Origin of the sequence: Hirschia baltica ATCC 49814 (genome assembly GCF_000023785.1) — a bacterium.
Classification (GTDB): domain Bacteria; phylum Pseudomonadota; class Alphaproteobacteria; order Caulobacterales; family Hyphomonadaceae; genus Hirschia; species Hirschia baltica.
This window is the reverse complement of record NC_012982.1, coordinates 183983-201857: the sequence shown is the minus strand read 5'-3', so window position 1 is coordinate 201857 and position 17875 is coordinate 183983. Positions and strand designations below refer to the sequence as shown.

General features: G+C 47.9%; 20 protein-coding genes. 12 read left to right on the top strand and 8 right to left on the bottom strand.

Annotated features, from left to right (window positions below):
* Positions 1-37 precede the first annotated feature (37 nt).
* Entirely contained in the window at positions 38-649 is a 612-nt protein-coding gene (locus tag HBAL_RS00955; RefSeq protein WP_012778051.1) for an EF-hand domain-containing protein, read from the top strand.
* Positions 650-699: 50 nt separating this feature from the next.
* Here the strand turns inward: HBAL_RS00955 and HBAL_RS00950 are convergent, their stop codons facing one another.
* The 6 genes from HBAL_RS00950 to HBAL_RS00925 form a co-directional block, all read right to left on the bottom strand.
* Positions 700-978, bottom strand: a complete 279-nt coding sequence (locus HBAL_RS00950) for an HPr family phosphocarrier protein (protein ID WP_012778050.1) — start codon at positions 976-978, stop codon at positions 700-702.
* Positions 975-1379 carry a PTS sugar transporter subunit IIA gene (locus HBAL_RS00945; RefSeq protein WP_012778049.1) on the bottom strand — a complete coding sequence of 135 codons (405 nt, stop codon included), beginning with the start codon at positions 1377-1379 and terminating at the stop codon, positions 975-977. Before HBAL_RS00945 ends, HBAL_RS00950 begins: the two co-directional genes overlap by 4 nt.
* 77 nt (positions 1380-1456) lie before the next feature.
* Entirely contained in the window at positions 1457-3079 is a 1623-nt protein-coding gene (locus tag HBAL_RS00940) for a stimulus-sensing domain-containing protein (protein ID WP_012778048.1), read from the bottom strand.
* Between the two features lie 46 nt (positions 3080-3125).
* Positions 3126-3818 (bottom strand): response regulator transcription factor, encoded by a 693-nt coding sequence (locus tag HBAL_RS00935; protein ID WP_012778047.1) that lies wholly within the window; start codon positions 3816-3818, stop codon positions 3126-3128.
* A 140-nt stretch (positions 3819-3958) separates the two neighbouring features.
* Entirely contained in the window at positions 3959-4717 is a 759-nt protein-coding gene (locus HBAL_RS00930) for a hypothetical protein (protein WP_012778046.1), read from the bottom strand.
* On the bottom strand, positions 4710-5213 hold the full coding sequence (locus HBAL_RS00925) for a hypothetical protein (RefSeq protein ID WP_149037340.1): 504 nt from the start codon (positions 5211-5213) through the stop codon (positions 4710-4712). The genes HBAL_RS00930 and HBAL_RS00925 overlap by 8 nt, the downstream gene beginning before the upstream one ends.
* A 550-nt stretch (positions 5214-5763) precedes the next feature.
* Between HBAL_RS00925 and arsB the strand changes: the two genes are divergently transcribed.
* From arsB to HBAL_RS00890, 8 genes are all read left to right on the top strand, one after another.
* Positions 5764-6789 carry an ACR3 family arsenite efflux transporter gene (gene arsB / locus HBAL_RS00920; protein WP_012778044.1) on the top strand — a complete coding sequence of 342 codons (1026 nt, stop codon included), beginning with the start codon at positions 5764-5766 and terminating at the stop codon, positions 6787-6789.
* 21 nt (positions 6790-6810) lie between these two features.
* A complete protein-coding gene (locus HBAL_RS00915) occupies positions 6811-7206 on the top strand; it encodes an arsenate reductase family protein (RefSeq protein ID WP_012778043.1) in 396 nt (131 codons plus the stop codon).
* Positions 7207-7447: 241 nt separating this feature from the next.
* Positions 7448-8092: a TetR/AcrR family transcriptional regulator gene (locus HBAL_RS00910; RefSeq protein WP_012778042.1), complete on the top strand. Its 645-nt coding sequence runs from the start codon at positions 7448-7450 to the stop codon at positions 8090-8092.
* On the top strand, positions 8089-8559 hold the full coding sequence (locus HBAL_RS00905) for an SRPBCC family protein (protein WP_012778041.1): 471 nt from the start codon (positions 8089-8091) through the stop codon (positions 8557-8559). Before HBAL_RS00910 ends, HBAL_RS00905 begins: the two co-directional genes overlap by 4 nt.
* A gap of 27 nt (positions 8560-8586) precedes the next feature.
* Positions 8587-8763 carry a VOC family protein gene (locus tag HBAL_RS16545; RefSeq protein WP_012778040.1) on the top strand — a complete coding sequence of 59 codons (177 nt, stop codon included), beginning with the start codon at positions 8587-8589 and terminating at the stop codon, positions 8761-8763.
* Between the two features lie 160 nt (positions 8764-8923).
* Positions 8924-9211, top strand: coding sequence for a hypothetical protein (locus HBAL_RS00900; protein ID WP_012778039.1), 288 nt, complete (start codon positions 8924-8926; stop codon positions 9209-9211).
* 156 nt (positions 9212-9367) lie between these two features.
* Complete coding sequence (locus HBAL_RS00895; protein ID WP_012778038.1) at positions 9368-10744, top strand: NAD-dependent succinate-semialdehyde dehydrogenase; 1377 nt, start codon at positions 9368-9370, stop codon at positions 10742-10744.
* 37 nt (positions 10745-10781) lie between these two features.
* Complete coding sequence (locus HBAL_RS00890) at positions 10782-11378, top strand: SDR family oxidoreductase (RefSeq protein ID WP_012778037.1); 597 nt, start codon at positions 10782-10784, stop codon at positions 11376-11378.
* An 85-nt stretch (positions 11379-11463) separates the two neighbouring features.
* On the opposite strand, the gene HBAL_RS16665 is transcribed toward HBAL_RS00890, so the two are convergent.
* Both HBAL_RS16665 and polA read right to left on the bottom strand, forming a co-directional pair.
* Entirely contained in the window at positions 11464-11643 is a 180-nt protein-coding gene (locus HBAL_RS16665) for a hypothetical protein (RefSeq protein WP_149037339.1), read from the bottom strand.
* A gap of 39 nt (positions 11644-11682) precedes the next feature.
* Positions 11683-14553, bottom strand: coding sequence for a DNA polymerase I (gene polA, locus HBAL_RS00885; protein ID WP_012778036.1), 2871 nt, complete (start codon positions 14551-14553; stop codon positions 11683-11685).
* A 150-nt stretch (positions 14554-14703) separates the two neighbouring features.
* Here polA and HBAL_RS00880 point away from each other — a divergent pair, with 150 nt between their 5' ends.
* From HBAL_RS00880 to pxpA, 3 genes are read left to right on the top strand one after another with little or no spacing between them, the layout of a single operon-like run.
* On the top strand, positions 14704-15903 hold the full coding sequence (locus HBAL_RS00880) for a DUF2891 domain-containing protein (protein WP_012778035.1): 1200 nt from the start codon (positions 14704-14706) through the stop codon (positions 15901-15903).
* On the top strand, positions 15900-17120 hold the full coding sequence (locus tag HBAL_RS00875) for an Nramp family divalent metal transporter (protein ID WP_012778034.1): 1221 nt from the start codon (positions 15900-15902) through the stop codon (positions 17118-17120). Before HBAL_RS00880 ends, HBAL_RS00875 begins: the two co-directional genes overlap by 4 nt.
* Positions 17111-17872 (top strand): 5-oxoprolinase subunit PxpA, encoded by a 762-nt coding sequence (gene pxpA, locus HBAL_RS00870; protein WP_012778033.1) that lies wholly within the window; start codon positions 17111-17113, stop codon positions 17870-17872. Before HBAL_RS00875 ends, pxpA begins: the two co-directional genes overlap by 10 nt.
* The last annotated feature ends 3 nt before the right edge of the window (positions 17873-17875 follow it).

The window sequence follows — 17875 nt, the reverse complement described above, 5'->3', positions numbered from 1 at the left end:
AAATTAAGAGAAAGCTGACTAATATTCTGGAGAAAACATGAAACGCACATTAAAAACTTCCTTGTCTAAGGCGAGCTTTGCTTTTTTGTTTTCCCTATTTTGCCTGCCGGCAATAGCCCAATCAGACCCTCAACCAGAGACAACTGGTACAATTCCAACCGATTTAGAGGAAACCAGTGCAGAGGCTCCCACTATGGAGCTACTTCCACAGCGCATTGTGGGTAGAGGACAGGATTTACGCGGCATTCGTGTTGCAAAACCGGGTGCGCTCTTGTTTGCAAGTTTTGATGATGATCACTCCCTCAGCATTTCATTTGCTGAAATTGATGCAAATGCCGTCTCTGCTTTTGCGCGGGCTGACGTCAATCAAAGCGGAACGCTCTCAATATTTGAACAACAAGATTGGGCTGCCGCTGTTGGCTCCTATGATGGCCCGCTTGCCAATACAATGACGTTTGATTCAAATATTGACCGCCAAGTGACACAGGAAGAATTCACGGCTGGCCTAAAACGGCTTGCAAAATCTTACATGAGAACAGATGAAACCGAGATCCAGTTTGCAAGCTTGCTTTTCAAGCCAAATGGAAAAGATGCTGATAAACGCGACAATGAAGATGCGCCCCAACGCCTCTCTTCACCCAAAAGCTAAACAACGCCTAATTATACAGTGTTGATAAAATACCCCGCTCGCATGCGGGTTTAATCGTCTTCACCAAATCGGTTTTCAATCAGATCAACAATTGCCACTATCGCCTGATCAGCATCTTTGCCTTCAGCACTCACCTCAACAACACAGCCTTTATAAGCGGTCAACATAAGCAAATCCATGACGGCAATAGCAGATGCTTTTTCGCCTTCATGAGAAACAATTATTTTGGAATCAAATTTGAGAGCTTCTCTGGCAAGAGCGGCTGAAGCGCGAGCATGAAGACCACGTGTATTACAAATGGTGGCTGATTTAGTAAGCGTTTCGGTCATGCTGATTTTTGGAGAACAACCGAAGCAATGGAGATATATTTACGACCTGCATCCTGAACCGCCAATGCAACTTCATCCATAGGCCGGTCTTTACGCACTTCTGCAACTTTGATCAGCATTGGCAAATTCACACCAGCAATGACTTCAATTTTTGCCTGCGTCATAACAGAGATTGCTAAATTAGAAGGTGTCCCGCCAAACATGTCTGTAAAGACAATAACACCATCACCCGTATCGCATTTCTCAGAGACATCAATTATCTCCTGCCTGCGCAATTCCATATCATCATCTGCATCGATACAAATCGCCTCAAACGCATCCTGCGCGCCAAAGACATGTTCCGTCGCAGCTACAAATTCTCTAGCTAGCCCGCCATGGGTCACAACGACCACACCAATCATACAGCATTCTCCAAAATCAACCGGTGAAAATCTGACGACTGAATTGGCGCGCGGTCAAGACCCAAAATCAGCTTTGGTCACCGAACGGGTAATCGAACCACGAACTGTGCCCCCAATACCTCACCTTCAGACCCATCTGCATTCATCTGTCTAAGATTTTGTACAAAAACCTCTCCATAATGCGTTTCAACAATCTGCTTTACGATAGACAGTCCAAGCCCGGAATTATTGCCAAACTTGGCCCCTTTGGGTCGATCAGAATAAAAGCGCTCGAAGATTTTCTCTAATTTGTCTTCGGGTACACCCGGTCCTTGATCCTCAAATGTGAGGCAAATCGCTTTTGGTTCGCGCACGGCTGTAATCGTCACAACACCATCTTCAGGAGAGAATGAACGTGCATTTTCAACAAGGTTTCGGATAACCTGCGCCAATGGGCCTTCACGCGCTTTCAGTATTAGTGGGCCTTCAACCGTATCAATATTCAGCTCAACTTCCGGCTGTCCCTCTTTGCGTGTATCCCGCCAGATCGACACGAGATCTTCCAACAAACGCTGCACATCAACATTCGTCGCTTTTTCGCGTGCAATTTCCGCTTCCAAACGCGATGCATTCGAAATATCCGTGATCAGACGATCCAGACGCACAACATCACGCGAAATCACCTGCCGCATCCGCTCGCGCACATTCTCATCTTCAACGGCCTCAGATGTTTCCACCGCAGACCGAATAGAGGTGAGTGGATTTTTCAGCTCATGCGCCACATCCGCCGCAAATCGTTCATTCAGCACAATACGGTCGTGCAGCGCCCCCGTCATCGCATCCAGCGCTTTCGCCAGATCACCAATCTCGTCCTTACGCTTGGAAATACCCGACATATCCAACCGGTTTGTCTTCCCAGACCGCACACGGTCAGCCGCGATGGATAAACGCCGCAATGGCCGCGCAATACCTGCCGTCAACAAGAATGACGTGATCAACGACATCAACACCGCCACAGAAATAATCGGCGCGAGGGCTGCTCGTTCAGCGCGAATAATATCTTCCACATCACTGGCTTCAACCGTCAGCACACCCACAACAGCCGACACATATCGCACAGGCACAGACACAGAAATCAGCCGCTCGCCCCGCTCAGAAAAACGCTGCGCCGCTGCATTCTTGCCCGATAAAGCGATGGATAATTCTTCTTCTAATGATTTTGCGGCACTCGCATGTGTTGCGCCGCTCTCTTCGTTAAAAACATTAGAGATATGCCTAGAAATACCAACAGCCCAACGATCCAACAAACCCGGTTTTTTCAAGGGCGGAAGCTCTGCTGTCTTGATAAATTCTTCCAGCAAAAAGCTATCAGCAATCAGTTTCAAATCAGATGAATACAGCCGCACGCGCGTGTGAGGCGGCGCTTGCAGACGTTTTAGCGATGATCGCGACAGGCTTTCATTCAGCGTCGGGCGCGGCGTGCCAGATGTCGCTGTCAGAGATAACACGGATTCATATGTCAGCGCCTGCGCTTCCAGCGATTCGGTGCGCGCCTGCACCAACCCCGCACGGATTTCATTGACGAATAACGCGCCAGTTATCAAAATCAGCAAGCCGGCAAGATTAGACGCCAGAATCAGCCGCGCAATACGCGACGTAAACAAGGAACGCACCGTTCGCATTGCAGATTGAATGAGGCCAAGCTCGTCTGTATTTGCCATTCGGCTAAAACCTCAATCCAATTCAGCAAACATCATATAAGATGCCTTATGCTTCTTTATAGCGATATCCCACACCATAGAGCGTTTCGATTGAATCAAATTCATCATCCTGATCGCGGAATTTTTTGCGCAGGCGTTTAATGTGGCTATCGATTGTGCGGTCATCCACATAAACCTGATCATCATAGGCTGCATCCATCAGCTGATCGCGGCTCTTCACATAGCCCGGACGTGTCGACAATGCTTGCAAGATCAAAAATTCGGTCACAGTCAGGCGAACCACTTCACCCTTCCATGTACAGGCGTGACGGTTCGGGTCCAGCGTCAATGATCCGCGCACGATAGGCTTCTTGTCGCCCTCTTCAGACACACCCGCCCCGCGTGAGCGACGCAACACAGCTTTCACACGCTCAGACAAGAGGCGCATAGAACAAGGCTTACGGATAAAATCATCCGCCCCAATGTTAAAGCCGACCACTTCGTCAATTTCGTCATCTTTCGATGTCAGGAAAATCGCTGGCAGATTGGATGTCTGACGCAAACGGCGCAGCAATTCCATACCGTCCATTTTCGGCATTTTCACATCAAGAATAGCCAATTCTGGCGGATGCTCGGCCAAGCCCTGCAAGGCCGCCTCACCATCATGATAAGCGCGGACTGTATAACCTTCCGCCTCAAAAAAAGCTTTCAAGCTTTCAACGATATTCTCGTCATCATCGACCAAAGCGATAGTTGTCATGGGCATCCCCTTATATTTGGCCGCTTTTTACGCGTCAAAAATGCAAATCAGTTACACCTACTATAACGCAAGCCACATCTTGGCCAAGTCCTGACGCATATAAGGTTTAATTTAGGCGATTTAAGCCAGACTAGTGTTCACTAGGCGACCACCGCCTCAATCTCTTCGGCGGTGAATTGAGCGTCCATTACATTTGAAGTTTGTTGCAATACACGGATGAGATCCCCAATCCCATTTCGATCATTGAGAACCGACACCCTCGTAGGTGAATTTTCTAGGCTTTTCAAATCCGTGAATTTGGTAACAACAGAATAAACTGCAACAGGAGCACTTGAAACAACTTCAAATACAGCTTTGCGCCTAAAATCCAAAGTTACAACATTAGAAAATTTCCATTCATGATTAGAAGCACCTCTAATTGAAACGTCTTTCGCAACTGCATGAGAAGGAAAATAAGACCGTAGCTTTTGATCTATCTCGAATTTTGCGTTCTTCTCAGATCGTTCAGATACTTTATCTATCGCTAAGTCATAAGCAGCTCTAGATGCTTCAGCTACAACGCCAATTGCACCAGCAATGTTATCAAATGATACTTTATCGAGTGAAAAAGCTTTATCTTTGTATGACACATGATGCTTTTCCGCGATACTTTGAGCGATTTGTGAAAAAGTACGCTGCGCATTTACATCTTCAGCCTCGAGATAAGAGTTTCCTTGGTCAGATATAGAAACGGAATTACCGATTGCTCTAATACACACGGAAACAGCTGCTCCACTACTCAACCATATAGGCAACACAACTGTAGAATACCTGCCTTCATGTTGCACGCGAATAAGCTCCAACACTGCATTGTCTACAGCCCGTTTCAGTTTCTCATCACTCAAATTGAACTTACTCATAGTCAAACAAATCCCTTTGCCAGGGTGGTGCCTCAAATTTTTGCCCGATCAGTTTAATACTAAAACGAGTAATCACAGTGTTAAAAACTTCCTCGATATTTAGAGAGTTGATATCTAATGGCTCTGCGATCGGCAAATTCGATTTTAACATTCTACCTTCTTCAGCATACCAGTTCAAGTACATAGAGTGAACATGGCCTCCCGTTATAAGAGTAAAACGATGCTTCTTAGGCCCTCTACCTTTGTTGGAATGCGGTCTTTTCGGTCTCCAACAAATTCGCTCTAAGAGTTCATAACCGCTTTTTTTACTACCCGTTCTCAACATAAAAACTACATCTTTGTCGACATCTTCTACGTTGGTACGGGCATATAGCTCTAACCCCTCTAGCAAAACTCCATGAATGGCCAAGGAGCATGATAGCCTCAATACGCCATCACTCTCGAACCAGCACAATTCGCCTTGGAGCTCTTTTTCAGCTTCGTATATCTGTTTCAAATCCACACAACCACTGAGCGCAAACTCGACAACTAATCAAGTAAAATTTTTCCAATATCCCCAATCTTATCCCCCTCCCTCAAATTCCCTCCCATACTCACCTCATCCAATCTCTATGGGCGGCGCGCGACCTACGTGTGGGGAATGGAATGATGGACTTGCCAAACCCGTTTGCGAAACAGGTGCGCAATCAAGGTGGCAGGGCTGGGGAGAAACCAACACATGGGCGTCATTTTGCCTGCGTGAGATGTTTTAGGGGCTATGCCCGCCTCCCCTAGCGGCTTTGGAATAGGCTAAACCATCATGCGAGGCGCGCCTATTGGCGGCCCACTTTCGCTGGTATCCGTATTAAGGACGCCAGCCTTCACTGCCGACGATAAGTGCGCCTCGCGCCCTTTTATCTGTCCTTGATTATCCTCTCGAGCTGGTCACAGCGGCGGAGATTTCTGTGTTTGCCCTTAAACAATTTTATTTTATATTTCGTATTTTCCTGAAATATTGAATTTTTGATAACAAAATGCTACATGACGCGCTCAATAGGAGTTTGATCATGGGTTTATTTGAGCGTTATCTGTCTTTATGGGTCGCCTTGGCCATTGGCGCGGGCATGGTGTTGGGCAATGTATTTCCATCAGCTTTTGGCGTGCTGGCAGATTTGCAATATGCCAATGTCAACCTGATCGTCGCTTTGCTTATCTGGGCGATGGTGCTGCCCATGATGATTGGCGTGGATTTTTCCAGCCTCAAACGTGTCGGCGATAAACCACGCGGATTGGTCATCACACTTGTCGTCAATTGGCTGATCAAACCCTTCTCTATGGCGGCGCTGGGTGTGTTATTTTTCAAGCACATTTTTGCCGATTTTATCCCCCCCGCCGATGCCGAGGGCTATATTGCCGGCCTCATTCTATTGGGCGCTGCGCCATGTACAGCCATGGTATTTGTGTGGTCACAACTCACCAAGGGAGACCCCGCCTACACCCTTGCGCAGGTCAGCATTAATGATGCGATCATGGTGTTTGCCTTTGCGCCCATTGTCGCCTTTTTGCTCGGCGTCACAGATGTGGTTGTGCCTTGGGCCACGCTGATATTATCTGTGGTGCTCTATGTGCTTATCCCGCTTGTATTGGGGTTGTTTATCCGCCTCTCTTTGCAAAAACGCGGCGGCGAAAATGCAATAAATGCCTTTATCGGCAAAATAAAACCGTTTTCCGTCATCGGTTTGCTCGCAACTGTGGTTTTGCTCTTTGGTTTCCAAGGCGAAATGATATGGGATAACCCGCTCATCATCGCGCTAATCGCTGCGCCAATTCTTGTGCAATCTTATTTGATATTTGCACTCGCCTATTTTGCAGCTTGGGCTTGGAAAGTCCCGCATAATGTGGCCGCCCCCTGCGCCATGATCGGCACGTCGAACTTTTTCGAACTCGCCGTCGCCGTCGCAATCAGCCTGTTTGGCCTAAACTCCGGCGCGGCTTTGGCCACAGTTGTTGGCGTGCTCGTTGAAGTTCCCGTCATGCTCTCGCTTGTGGCTTTTGCAAACCGCACACGCAAACATTTCCCACCCACAGACTAACCCAATTAAGGTGTAGCCATCATGATCGTTATCTATCACAATCCAGATTGTGGCACGTCACGCAATGTTGTTGAAATGGTCAAAGCTTCCGGCGCTGATCCTGTTATTATTCCCTATCTGGAAACAGGTTGGACACGCGCCCAATTGCTAGGACTATTCGCCGCCGCAGACATCACGCCAAAAGAAGCTTTGCGTACAACAAAATCACCTACAATGGATTTAGGATTGTTAGAAAACGATGTCGATGATGATGCAATTCTCAACGAGATGATCAAACACCCTATCCTCGTCAACCGCCCAATTGTGTGTTCACCCAAAGGCGTCAAACTCTGCCGCCCTAGTGAAGCCGTATTAGATCTTCTTGAAACCCCGCTCGCCGAAACTTTCACCAAAGAAGACGGAGAGCAGATCGGGTAAAAAGCCAATCAAAACTGGCAGAGAAATTAGGAAAAGTGGCGCAAGGGATTTGAAATGACCAGACGCAATTCAAATACAACAGGCAAACTAGCCGATATGGTTCAGAGCTGAAGATGCTGCCAGTCCAATTTTAAAATTGTGGGCAAAACCACCTTAAACAAATTCCCTCCATTTATTCGTGAACCAATTCCTTGATGAAATCCGCTTGACAAACATACCGTCCGGTCGGTATGTTTTTTGTATGAACACGAAAACACAAGCAAAGCCCGAACGCAAAAGCGCAAAAACACGCTTACTGGAAGCCGCCATGCAGGTTATTCGACAACACGGTTACACAGCCACTTCCGTAGAAGACCTCTGCCGCACAGCAGGTGTTTCCAAGGGGGCGTTCTTTCATCATTTTTCAAGCAAAGAAGAACTCGGCGTCGCAGCGGCCCAGTTTTGGGGCGAGACAACAGGCGCTTTTTTTCAGTCCGCCCCCTATCACCAACACGCAGACCCACTCGACCGTGTGCTTGGCTATATCGATTTTCGTAAAGCTATAATTGATGGAGATATCGCTCAATTTACTTGCCTTGTCGGCACGATGACACAGGAAGTTTATGGCTCTCACCCAGAAATTCGTGATGCGTGTGCCGATAGTATTTTCAATCATGCAAACACACTCATTCCCGACATAGAAGCCGCAATGCAAGCGCACCATCTTAACAATACCAACTGGACAGCTCAAAGCCTTGCCAACCATACCCAAGCCGTCCTGCAAGGTGCTTTCATTCTCGCCAAAGCCAAAAATGACAAAGCAGTTGCATTAGAAAGCGTGGATCACCTCAAACTTTATATTGAATTCTTGTTCAACTACCCTTCGACAATGGAGTATGCAGTATGAATGTGCCTTCCAATTACGTGCTCAGCATCACCCGCACGATAAAGGCTCCACGTCCTATCGTCTGGCGCTGCTGGACAGAACCAGAATTGCTCAAGCAGTGGTTCTGCCCCAAACCGTGGAGCGTTCCTGAAGCTGATATAGATTTAAAAGCAGGCGGCCGCATGAATATCGTCATGGCCGGACCAGATGGCGAGCGCGTGGAAAACATCGGCTCATATCTTGAAGTTACTCCCCTAGAGCGCCTAGTCTTCTCAGACGCCTATAGCGAAGGCTTCATGCCACGTCCCACTTCTTTCATGACAGGCGTCGTTGAGCTTTCTGATGACGGCGAAGACAAGACCAGAATGACCTGGAGCGCCCGCCACTCCAATGAGGATGATGTAAAAAAACATCTAGAGATGGGCTTTGAAGCCGGTTGGAATGCCGCTGCCGATCAGTTAGATGCTCTCGCCCAATCCTTAGTTTAAATACCCAGTAATAAGGAAGTTATAAACATGTCCTACAAATCAAAAGTCCGCACATGTTTTATCTTTGATGAAAAAGGAGAGGAAGCGGCAGAATTTTATGTGTCCCTCCTGCCCAATAGTCATATAGAAACAAAATCTTACCCGGACCCAGATGACAAACCACTCGTCGTAGAATTCACCTTAGCTAAAACAAAGCAAACTTGAAAAACTAATATAGTCCCTGCGGCCAAACTAAAATGCCATACGGGAACTTTCCACATACTCCACACGTTCTTTACGCATATGATGGGTTTGAGCACCAAACCCACAGCGTAGGACGTGTGCCCTCTAACAACATGCGCCTCCTACTCAAAAGGAGAATGCTATGTTGACGATAGATGCACGTGAAAAACCCTATGTTGAAATCAACGAAAACGATGAAGTCGTGATCGTCTTAAAATCCAAACACCCACTTAGTGAAGATACATTTGGCACAGCTGCTTTTAAGCTCTCCCCCCATAATGGATTGATGCTGGCCAAAGCGCTCCAGACAAAAATCGCCCAAGTCGTTTCTGCCGACAGAATAAAAACAGCAATTTCATCTGATGAGGAAATCCCAAGCGCGACCGCACAAATCTGCCAATTCGACGAAGGCGAAGAAGACGGCACCTGAGCAATAATTCTGCATACACTTTGCGCTACCCCCTCAAAAACCAAACTGAAATTCGACGCCATTTTGCCTCCAAAGTTAAAATCAAGCGGAACTTTGTGACGCTTCAACTGTTGGTTCGCCACGACCCTATTTTGGAACGCACCTTGGAGGTTCAGCATGTCACATATTTCTACGATCAACCCAGCCACAGAAACCACGCTAGAAACATACACCCTCATGAGCATGCAGGCTGCAACGGATAAAGTAGAAGCATGTCACGACGCTTTCCTAAAATGGCGCTTAAAAACTCATGATGAACGCGCCAACTATCTCAAGCGAATTGCAGATGGGCTTCGAGATAGAGCAGAAGACATCGCTTTGTTGATGACAAAAGAAACAGGAAAGCTTCTGCAAGATGGAAAAATGGAAGTAGAGCTTTGCGCTCAAATCCTCGAATACACGGCTAAAAATGGCCCTTCAATCCTTGCCGACGAGGAACGCGCCCACTCTGCTGGTTCTAAGAAAGGCTGGGTAACATACTCGCCCATTGGAGTCATTTATAGCATACAGCCTTGGAACTTCCCCCTTTACCAACCTATCAGAGTTTTGGCGTCCAATCTCATGGCGGGAAATGGCGTCATTCTAAAACATGCAAGCATTTGTACAGGCAGCGGCTTGTTACTCCAAGAAATCTGCAACGATGCGGGTTTACCTGAAAATCTGTTTCAGGTTCTGGTAATTGATCACGACATTTCCGATAAAATTATCGAACATGAACGGGTCCGTGCTGTGACAATGACAGGTAGCGATACTGCCGGGAGGCATATTGGCCATGTTGCAGCCAAAGCACTCAAGAAAACAGTCCTTGAACTAGGCTCAAACGATGCTTTCCTCGTACTAGAAGACGCAGATATCGAGTTGGCCGTAAAAACCTGCGTTGAAGGGCGCTTGTTCAACAATGGTGAGACTTGCGTCTCTGCGAAACGCTTTGTCATCACGGATAAAGTCTATGACGCGTTCAAAGAGGCCTTTGTAAAACAGATGCAAGCGATAAAAATGGGGTCTCCTGAAAACGAAGAGACCCAATTAGGTCCGCTTTCCAGCAAAGACCAATTTGAGACTGTGAGCGAGCAAGTCAGCAAAAGTGTTGAAGCCGGTGCAAAGCTTTTGTGCGGCGGCAATCCGACAGACCAAACAGGCTATTATTATCCAGCAACAGTTTTAGAAAATTGCCTGCCCGGAACGCCTGCATATGATGACGAAATTTTCGGACCAGTCGCCTCTTTAATCCGCGCCAAAGATGATGAAGACGCCATGCGCATTGCAAATGACAGCCGGTATGGATTGGGCGGCGGAATTTTCAGCCAAGATGAAGATAAGGCGTTTCGTCTCGCACGAGATCATTTTGATACCGGCATGGTACGGATCAACTCCTTCGGTGCCGCTGATCCAAACATGCCCTTTGGCGGCGTGAAAGACTCTGGTTATGGGCGCGAACATGGTGGATTTGGCATGAAAGAATTTGTCAACGCCAAAGCAATTTACCTCCCCTAAACCCTAAAATCCAAACTCTATTCTAAAGGAGACCAACATGAATGTTCTTGTCGCCGGAGCTACCGGTAAAACTGGACAACGCGTCGTCCGTGAGCTGCTGTCTAGAGGTCACCAACCTGTCGCCCTAGTTCGCGAAAGTTCAGATACTTCAAACCTACCGAACGAAGTGGTATTGCGCGAAGGTGATCTAACAAATTTGCAGGATGACATATGCGCCGATTGTGAAAGTGTCGTGTTTGCAGCCGGATCTGGTGGAGACACCAGCAAGGAAATGACAGATAAAGTCGATCGTGACGGGGCAATGCGCCTCACCGATATTGCAGTAAATTCTGATACAAAGCGTTTTATCATGCTAAGTTCTGTTGGTGCAGATGATCCACCGGCAGAAGGCGATATGGCGCACTATCTTCAAGCCAAACATGATGCAGACGAACATCTCAAAGCATCAGGGCTTAATTATTCCATTTTACGTCCGGTCTCTCTCACCGACGAAGAAGGAATGCGGGAAATAATTATTGGCGATGAAGTCAATAAAAAAGCCACTGCAGCGCGCGGTGATGTTGCCGCTGTTCTCGCTCAAGCGCTAGATAATGATCAATGGCTTGGTCAGACAGTGACGATGCAATCGCGATAACATAAGTGGAAATCTGAAAACTTATCCCCGCCTCGATAAACGCCCCCATATTAAGGCCATCACACCTCACAGGGGCGGTTCGCGATCAAACGTGCTGAGGAGGTGAATGGGTATATCCCATGCGAGGCGTGCCAATTGGCTGCCAAAAACGCCGGCATCCCGTGTTTGGATCGGGACCGGCACGAAATACCCCGCTAGCTTCGGCTGGCATTAAAGCCAATTGAGCGCCTCGCGCCCCAACTTGGTCTAAAAGCTGTAACTGCACGGAAATTCTTCCCGATGCAGTTATTTTTGTGCCTTATTTCTAGTGCGCCTCATTCCATGAATGCGCTGCTTCTGCTTCCACCAATAGTGGAACAGATAAATCCATCACTGGAAATGTCGCTGTTTCCATGATTTTTTTCACCAGCTTAATCGTCTTTTCAGCTTCTGCCTTTGGCGCTTCAAAGATCAATTCATCATGCACTTGCAATAGCATTTTAGCTTGCAGACCCGATTTTTCTAAAGCCGCTGGCATTTTCACCATTGCCCGCTTGATAATATCCGCAGCCGAACCTTGTAATGGCGCGTTAATAGCTTGGCGTTCAGCAAAGCCGCGCTCTGGGCCCTTGCCATTTATCCCCTTCATCCAAATACGGCGCCCAAAGGCTGTTTCCACATACCCCTTCTCGCGTGCAAAGGCTTTCATCTCATCCATATATTTCAATATGCCGGGAAATTTCGCATTATAAGCTTTGATATACTCAGACGCTTCTCCACGTGGTATCCCCAATTGCCTCGCTAAACCAAAGGCTGAAATTCCGTAGATAATCCCAAAATTGATCGCCTTGGCTTTGCGCCTAATCATTGGGTCCATGCCTTCAATGGGCACACCAAACATTTCCGATGCCGTCATGGCGTGAATGTCGAGATCATTGTTGAACGCATCTTTGAGCGTATCAATATTACCAATATGCGCCAATAATCGCAGCTCAATCTGTGAATAGTCCGCCGCGATCAACACATTGCCTTCTTGCGCCACGAAAGCCGCGCGTATCTTGCGCCCCTCTTCGGTGCGGATCGGAATGTTTTGAAGGTTTGGATCAGAGGAAGACAAACGCCCTGTTTGTGCGCCCACCAGATTAAAGCTGGTATGCACACGCCCTGTCTCAGCATTTATGCACTCACCCAATGCATCCGTATAAGTCGATTTTAGTTTGGAAAGAGAACGCCAGCCAAGCAAGATTTTGGGCAATTCATGACCTTCGGCTGCAAGGTCTTCCAGCGCATCCGCACCCGTGGCCCATGCGCCCGTTTTGGTTTTCTTCCCGCCTGGCAATTCCATTTCACCAAACAAAATCTCACCAAGCTGTTTGGGGCTACCCATGTTAAACTCACGTCCTGCAAGTTCATACGCCTCAGCTTCATATTGCGCCATGCGTTGTGCAAAATCGCCCGACAAACGCGATAATGTTTCCCGCTCAACAAATATCCCAGCGCGCTCCATTTGCGCCACAACAGGCACCATTGGCCGCTCAATCGTTTCATACAGCGTCGCCATACCTTCAGCAGACAGGCGCGGCTTTAGCAATGCCCATAAACGCAAGGTCACATCTGCATCTTCCGCTGCATATTTTGTTGCTTCAGGCACAGGAACCTTATCAAAAGTAATCTGCTTTTTGCCCGTACCCGCCACTTCTTTAAAAGGGATAGGCTTATGATCAAAATGCAATTCAGACAGCACATCCATGCCATGATTATGTTGCCCCGCTTCAAGCGCCGCAGATAGCAGCATAGTATCATCGATGGGATAAGGAATAATCGGTTCATCCAAAAATTTCTCACCCGCGCGATGGAAGACATTCACATCATATTTGAAATTCTGCCCCACTTTTAAAATCGTAGGATCTTCCAACATCGGTTTTAAAATTCCCAATGCCAGTTTCATATCCATTTGCTCAGGTGCACCATCGCCTAGCAAATCGCCATCGCCTGTATGCCCAAGCGGAATGTAACACGCATCATTTGGCCCTAATGCCAACGACACACCCACCAGATTTGCGCCTATCGCATCCAGCCCATCTGTTTCAGTATCAACCCCGATAACACCCACAGCCTGCGCGCGCCGCATCCATTCCACCAAATCATCAGGCTTGATGAGTGTTGTATATTGGGATGTATCAAAAACATTATTTGTCTCAGTGACCGGAATAGTCGCTTCGCCAGATGCAGGTGTCGCAACAGGTTCAGCACCATCACCAAGCGCCTGCACCACACGCCGTGTTATTGTGCGAAACTCCATCTCATCCAGAAACGGAACGAGCTGTTCCAATTCAGGTTCACACACACCAAACTCTTCAATAGCAACTGGCACTGGTGTGTGATCGTCCAATGTCACCAGCTTGAAAGATATACGCGCATCATCGGCAAACTCGACAAGATTTTCATGCCGCTTAAATGTCAAAAGCTCATGCGCCTTGTTCTTTTTATCCGGCACATGCTCGCTTGAAAATTTCAAAAGCGCTTCCAAATCGCCAAATTCATTGATCAATTGCGCCGCTGTTTTAAGCCCAATACCCGGCACACCCGGCACATTATCCACACTGTCTCCTGCCAGCGCTTGCACATGCGTGACGCGATCAGGTGCCACGCCAAATTTATCCATCACCGCTTCAAAAGATAAATGCCGATCCTTCATCGTATCCATCATGGAGACTTTATCAGTCACAAGCTGCATCAAGTCTTTATCGGAGGAAATGATCGTAACTTTCGCGCCTTTTTCTTCAGCGATACGTGCATAAGCCGCAATCAAATCATCAGCTTCATAATTATCCAATTCTACGGCTGGCGTACCAAAAGCAATCGCTGCGCGGCGCACCAATGGGAATTGCGGCGCTAAGTCTTCAGGCGTGGGCGGGCGCTGGGCTTTATATCTTGGATCAAGATCATTTCTAAATGTCTTGCTGGACGCATCAAAGATACAGGCAAAGTGAGTGGCTTTTCCATTTCCAGTCACCTCTTTGGATTCAGCCAGCAATTTGTACAGCATGTTGCAAAAGCCGGACACAGCCCCAACTGGCAGCCCGTCAGATTTGCGCGTCAAAGGCGGCAATGCGTGAAATGCGCGGAAAATATATCCAGATGCATCGACCAGATAAAGATGGCTGTCTTCATTAAGTTCACGTGTCACAGGCATAGAAGCGTCTCCTTTGAGGCGCTAAGATGTAACAGGGTTTGCGAGCAGGGAAAGAGTTAAGGTTAACTGAACGCAAAAAACCCCACTCTATCCCGCTTTTCTTTGTCAGCAATCTATGCTCCCTTTGCCTTAAATCATCGGGGCAAAGACATGAAACACTTATACAATTCTCTTTTTGGTAGCTGCGCAATAACAATAGCTTTGATTTTATCTGCTTGCTCGGCAGAGGAACAAGCCCCCGAATTTTCTGGAACTCCCGTGACTGAAACACCCACAGAAGCCTCAACAACAAAAGCCATCTCCCTTCCCTCACCCAGAGAAGGTGTTGTTGAAGATCGGTTTGCTTTGCTAGCCTTGACCTGCCTTGATCAAAAATACCCCAACAAGATATCCGTTGTTTTAAACAATGATACCGACGCCAAAACACCTGCTGATCTATTCCCAAGTTTTTATGGCTGCTTCGACTGGCATTCTTCCGTACACGGACACTGGCTTTTAGCGCGCATCCTGAACACTGATCCAGATACGCCAATGCGCGAAGCGATTGAGCACAAAGTCGGTATCAATCTTTCTGCAGAAAAACTGGCTGGAGAAGTCGCCTATTTCCAAACCAATGGCAAAGGTGCATTCGAACGCCCTTATGGCCGCGCATGGTTGCTGCAGCTCGCCGCTGAACTTGAAGAAAGCGACCTAGACATTATGCAGCAATGGCGGGAAAATCTTCGCCCGCTCGAAAATGTCATTGTTGAACAAACCCAAGAATGGCTCGGCAAGCTCGCCTATCCCATCCGTATAGGAACACACAATCAAAGCGCCTTCGCCTTTGGCCTCATGATTGATTATGCGCGCACTGTCGAGAACACAGCTTTTGAAACACAACTCGTCGAAGCTGCTCTAAAGTTTCACAAAGACGATACAGCCTGCCCTTTAGCCTATGAACCATCAGGAGAAGACTTTCTCTCTCCATGCTTGATGGAAGCTGACTTAATGCGCCGGGTTATGCCCCAAGAAGCTTATGTAAACTGGCTAACTGAATTTCTTCCAGACATCCCGACAGATGGCAGTGATAACTGGCTCAAACCCGGTATTGTATTGGACGCAACAGACGGAAAACTTGTCCATCTCGATGGCGTAAACCTATCGCGCGCATGGGCATTAGAAGGCATTGCATCAGCACTGCCCGAGAATGATGCCAGAATTGCAAGCCTATTGGCTTCGTCTGCGCTCCATAGAGAAACCGGCATCGCGGCGGTATCGGCTGAACATTATTCAGGTAGTCACTGGCTGGGCAGTTTCGCAACATATCTCACAACAAAGCGCGGTATTTCTAACACTACGATCACAGAATGAAACTTACTCTCCCAAAGATAGGCCCCGGCGCACTTGTCGCTGCGGCCTTTATTGGCCCTGGCACAGTCACGGCCTGCACATTAGCCGGCGCAAACTTTGGCTATGCGCTCGTCTGGGCACTTTTATTTGCCACCATTGCTACTATCATCCTGCAAGATATGTCAGCGCGCCTTGGTGCGGGCGCAAAACTTGGTCTTGGTGAAGCGCTCATGCAAAACGCTAAGAGCCCAGCGTTGAAAATTGCCTCCGCTATTTTGGTATTTGCTGCGCTAGCCATTGGAAATGCAGCCTATGAAGCAGGTAATCTAGCCGGCGGCGCGCTCGGTATAGAAGCCATTTTTGGGGAGGCCTCACCTGACCGCCGTATATTTATACTCGCCTTAGCCGCGCTGGCGGCGGGGCTTTTACTGCATGGGAAATACAAATTACTAGAACGTATTCTTGTTATGCTCGTATTGATCATGAGCGCTGCATTTCTAATTGCTGCCATTATGGTGAGACCCGATTTTCGAGCTCTTTTTAATGGTCTCATACCAAGCATTCCCGAAGGCGGGCTACTCACTGCAATTGCCCTAATCGGAACAACAATTGTTCCCTATAATCTCTTTTTACATGCGGCCGCCGCACGCGAACGCTGGCATGGCGAAAACGATGTTCAATCCGCTAGAACTGACACATTAGTATCAATCGGACTTGGCGGGCTTGTCTCCATATTAATTTTAACAACCGCCGCCGCAACCATGTTCGGCTCGGACTTAGTCGTTTCCAATGCCGCTGACCTTGCTCGCAGTATAGAACCCGCTTTTGGCGAAGCGGCCAAATACCTCGTTGGAACTGGCCTGCTCGCAGCGGGCCTAACTTCATCCATTACAGCCCCAATGGCGACGGCCTATGTCGTGACAGAAATCTGGCCCCAAAATGATGAGAGCAAGCGCAAAACCATTTTTCGCGCGACCTCTCTTATCGTCTTAGCTACCGGCGTTATCTTCAGCGTGTCCGGTATCAAACCCATCTCTCTGATATTGATCGCGCAAACTGCAAATGGCTTATTGCTCCCCATCATCGCAACATTCCTGCTTATGGTCATGAACCGCAAAGCATTGCTGGGCCAATATGCCAATTCACTTAGTTCCAACATAGCTGGCGCTATTGTCTTGCTGGTCACATTGGGATTAGGTTTACGTGGAATAGCAAGGGCGTTTTCAATATGGCCATGACACGCATGATAGATCTAAACGCAGACCTTGGAGAAGGTTGCGCCACCGATGTGGATATCATGCCTTATATTTCGAGCTGCAATATTGCGTGTGGCGGACATACCGGCGACCGCGAAAGCATTGCCGAAGCCATGACATTGGCCAAACTCAGCAATGTACGCATAGGCGCACATCCATCTTACCCTGATAGAGAAAACTTTGGTCGCAAACCCATCGAGATTAGCGATTACGACCTTGAAACCAGCCTGCGCAAACAGCTTCACCTTATAAAAAACGTCGCCGCAGACATGGGCGTCCCCATTGTCCACGTTAAACCGCATGGCGCACTATATAATGAAGCCGCCAATAGCGAAAAACTAAGCTGGAACATCGTCAATATCGTGCGTGAAGTTCTGCCACATGCCGCGATTATGGGATTGCCCGATTGCAAACTTGAACAAGTGGCAAAACAACATAAACGTACATATATCACAGAAGGTTTTGCTGACAGGCGCTATGATGATGCCGGCAAACTCGTTTCACGCGCAAATCCTGATGCAGTGATCAATGATAATGTCGAACGCTGCGGCCAAGCTCTAGCCCTCGCTCAGGGTGCCCCTCTACAAACATTAAACGGCAATTTCATATCCATGAAAGTTGATAGCATATGTTTGCATGGCGATTCCAAAGGCGCTGTCCAAAGTGCACAATCGATAAACCGCGCACTCACATCTGCTCATTTCACCGTGCAAGCGCATATACATGGCGCTTAAGTT

Excerpts from the sequence above, each read along its gene's own strand:
- HBAL_RS00955 (WP_012778051.1), top strand. The coding sequence starts at position 38 with ATGAAACGCACATTAAAAACTTCCTTGTCTAAGGCGAGCTTTGCTTTT.
- HBAL_RS00950 (WP_012778050.1), bottom strand. The coding sequence starts at position 978 with ATGACCGAAACGCTTACTAAATCAGCCACCATTTGTAATACACGTGGT.
- HBAL_RS00945 (WP_012778049.1), bottom strand. The coding sequence starts at position 1,379 with ATGATTGGTGTGGTCGTTGTGACCCATGGCGGGCTAGCTAGAGAATTT.
- HBAL_RS00940 (WP_012778048.1), bottom strand. The coding sequence starts at position 3,079 with ATGGCAAATACAGACGAGCTTGGCCTCATTCAATCTGCAATGCGAACG.
- HBAL_RS00935 (WP_012778047.1), bottom strand. The coding sequence starts at position 3,818 with ATGACAACTATCGCTTTGGTCGATGATGACGAGAATATCGTTGAAAGC.
- HBAL_RS00930 (WP_012778046.1), bottom strand. The coding sequence starts at position 4,717 with ATGAGTAAGTTCAATTTGAGTGATGAGAAACTGAAACGGGCTGTAGAC.
- arsB (WP_012778044.1), top strand. The coding sequence starts at position 5,764 with ATGGGTTTATTTGAGCGTTATCTGTCTTTATGGGTCGCCTTGGCCATT.
- HBAL_RS00915 (WP_012778043.1), top strand. The coding sequence starts at position 6,811 with ATGATCGTTATCTATCACAATCCAGATTGTGGCACGTCACGCAATGTT.
- HBAL_RS00910 (WP_012778042.1), top strand. The coding sequence starts at position 7,448 with ATGAACACGAAAACACAAGCAAAGCCCGAACGCAAAAGCGCAAAAACA.
- HBAL_RS00905 (WP_012778041.1), top strand. The coding sequence starts at position 8,089 with ATGAATGTGCCTTCCAATTACGTGCTCAGCATCACCCGCACGATAAAG.
- HBAL_RS16545 (WP_012778040.1), top strand. The coding sequence starts at position 8,587 with ATGTCCTACAAATCAAAAGTCCGCACATGTTTTATCTTTGATGAAAAA.
- HBAL_RS00900 (WP_012778039.1), top strand. The coding sequence starts at position 8,924 with ATGTTGACGATAGATGCACGTGAAAAACCCTATGTTGAAATCAACGAA.
- HBAL_RS00895 (WP_012778038.1), top strand. The coding sequence starts at position 9,368 with ATGTCACATATTTCTACGATCAACCCAGCCACAGAAACCACGCTAGAA.
- HBAL_RS00890 (WP_012778037.1), top strand. The coding sequence starts at position 10,782 with ATGAATGTTCTTGTCGCCGGAGCTACCGGTAAAACTGGACAACGCGTC.
- polA (WP_012778036.1), bottom strand. The coding sequence starts at position 14,553 with ATGCCTGTGACACGTGAACTTAATGAAGACAGCCATCTTTATCTGGTC.
- HBAL_RS00880 (WP_012778035.1), top strand. The coding sequence starts at position 14,704 with ATGAAACACTTATACAATTCTCTTTTTGGTAGCTGCGCAATAACAATA.
- HBAL_RS00875 (WP_012778034.1), top strand. The coding sequence starts at position 15,900 with ATGAAACTTACTCTCCCAAAGATAGGCCCCGGCGCACTTGTCGCTGCG.
- pxpA (WP_012778033.1), top strand. The coding sequence starts at position 17,111 with ATGGCCATGACACGCATGATAGATCTAAACGCAGACCTTGGAGAAGGT.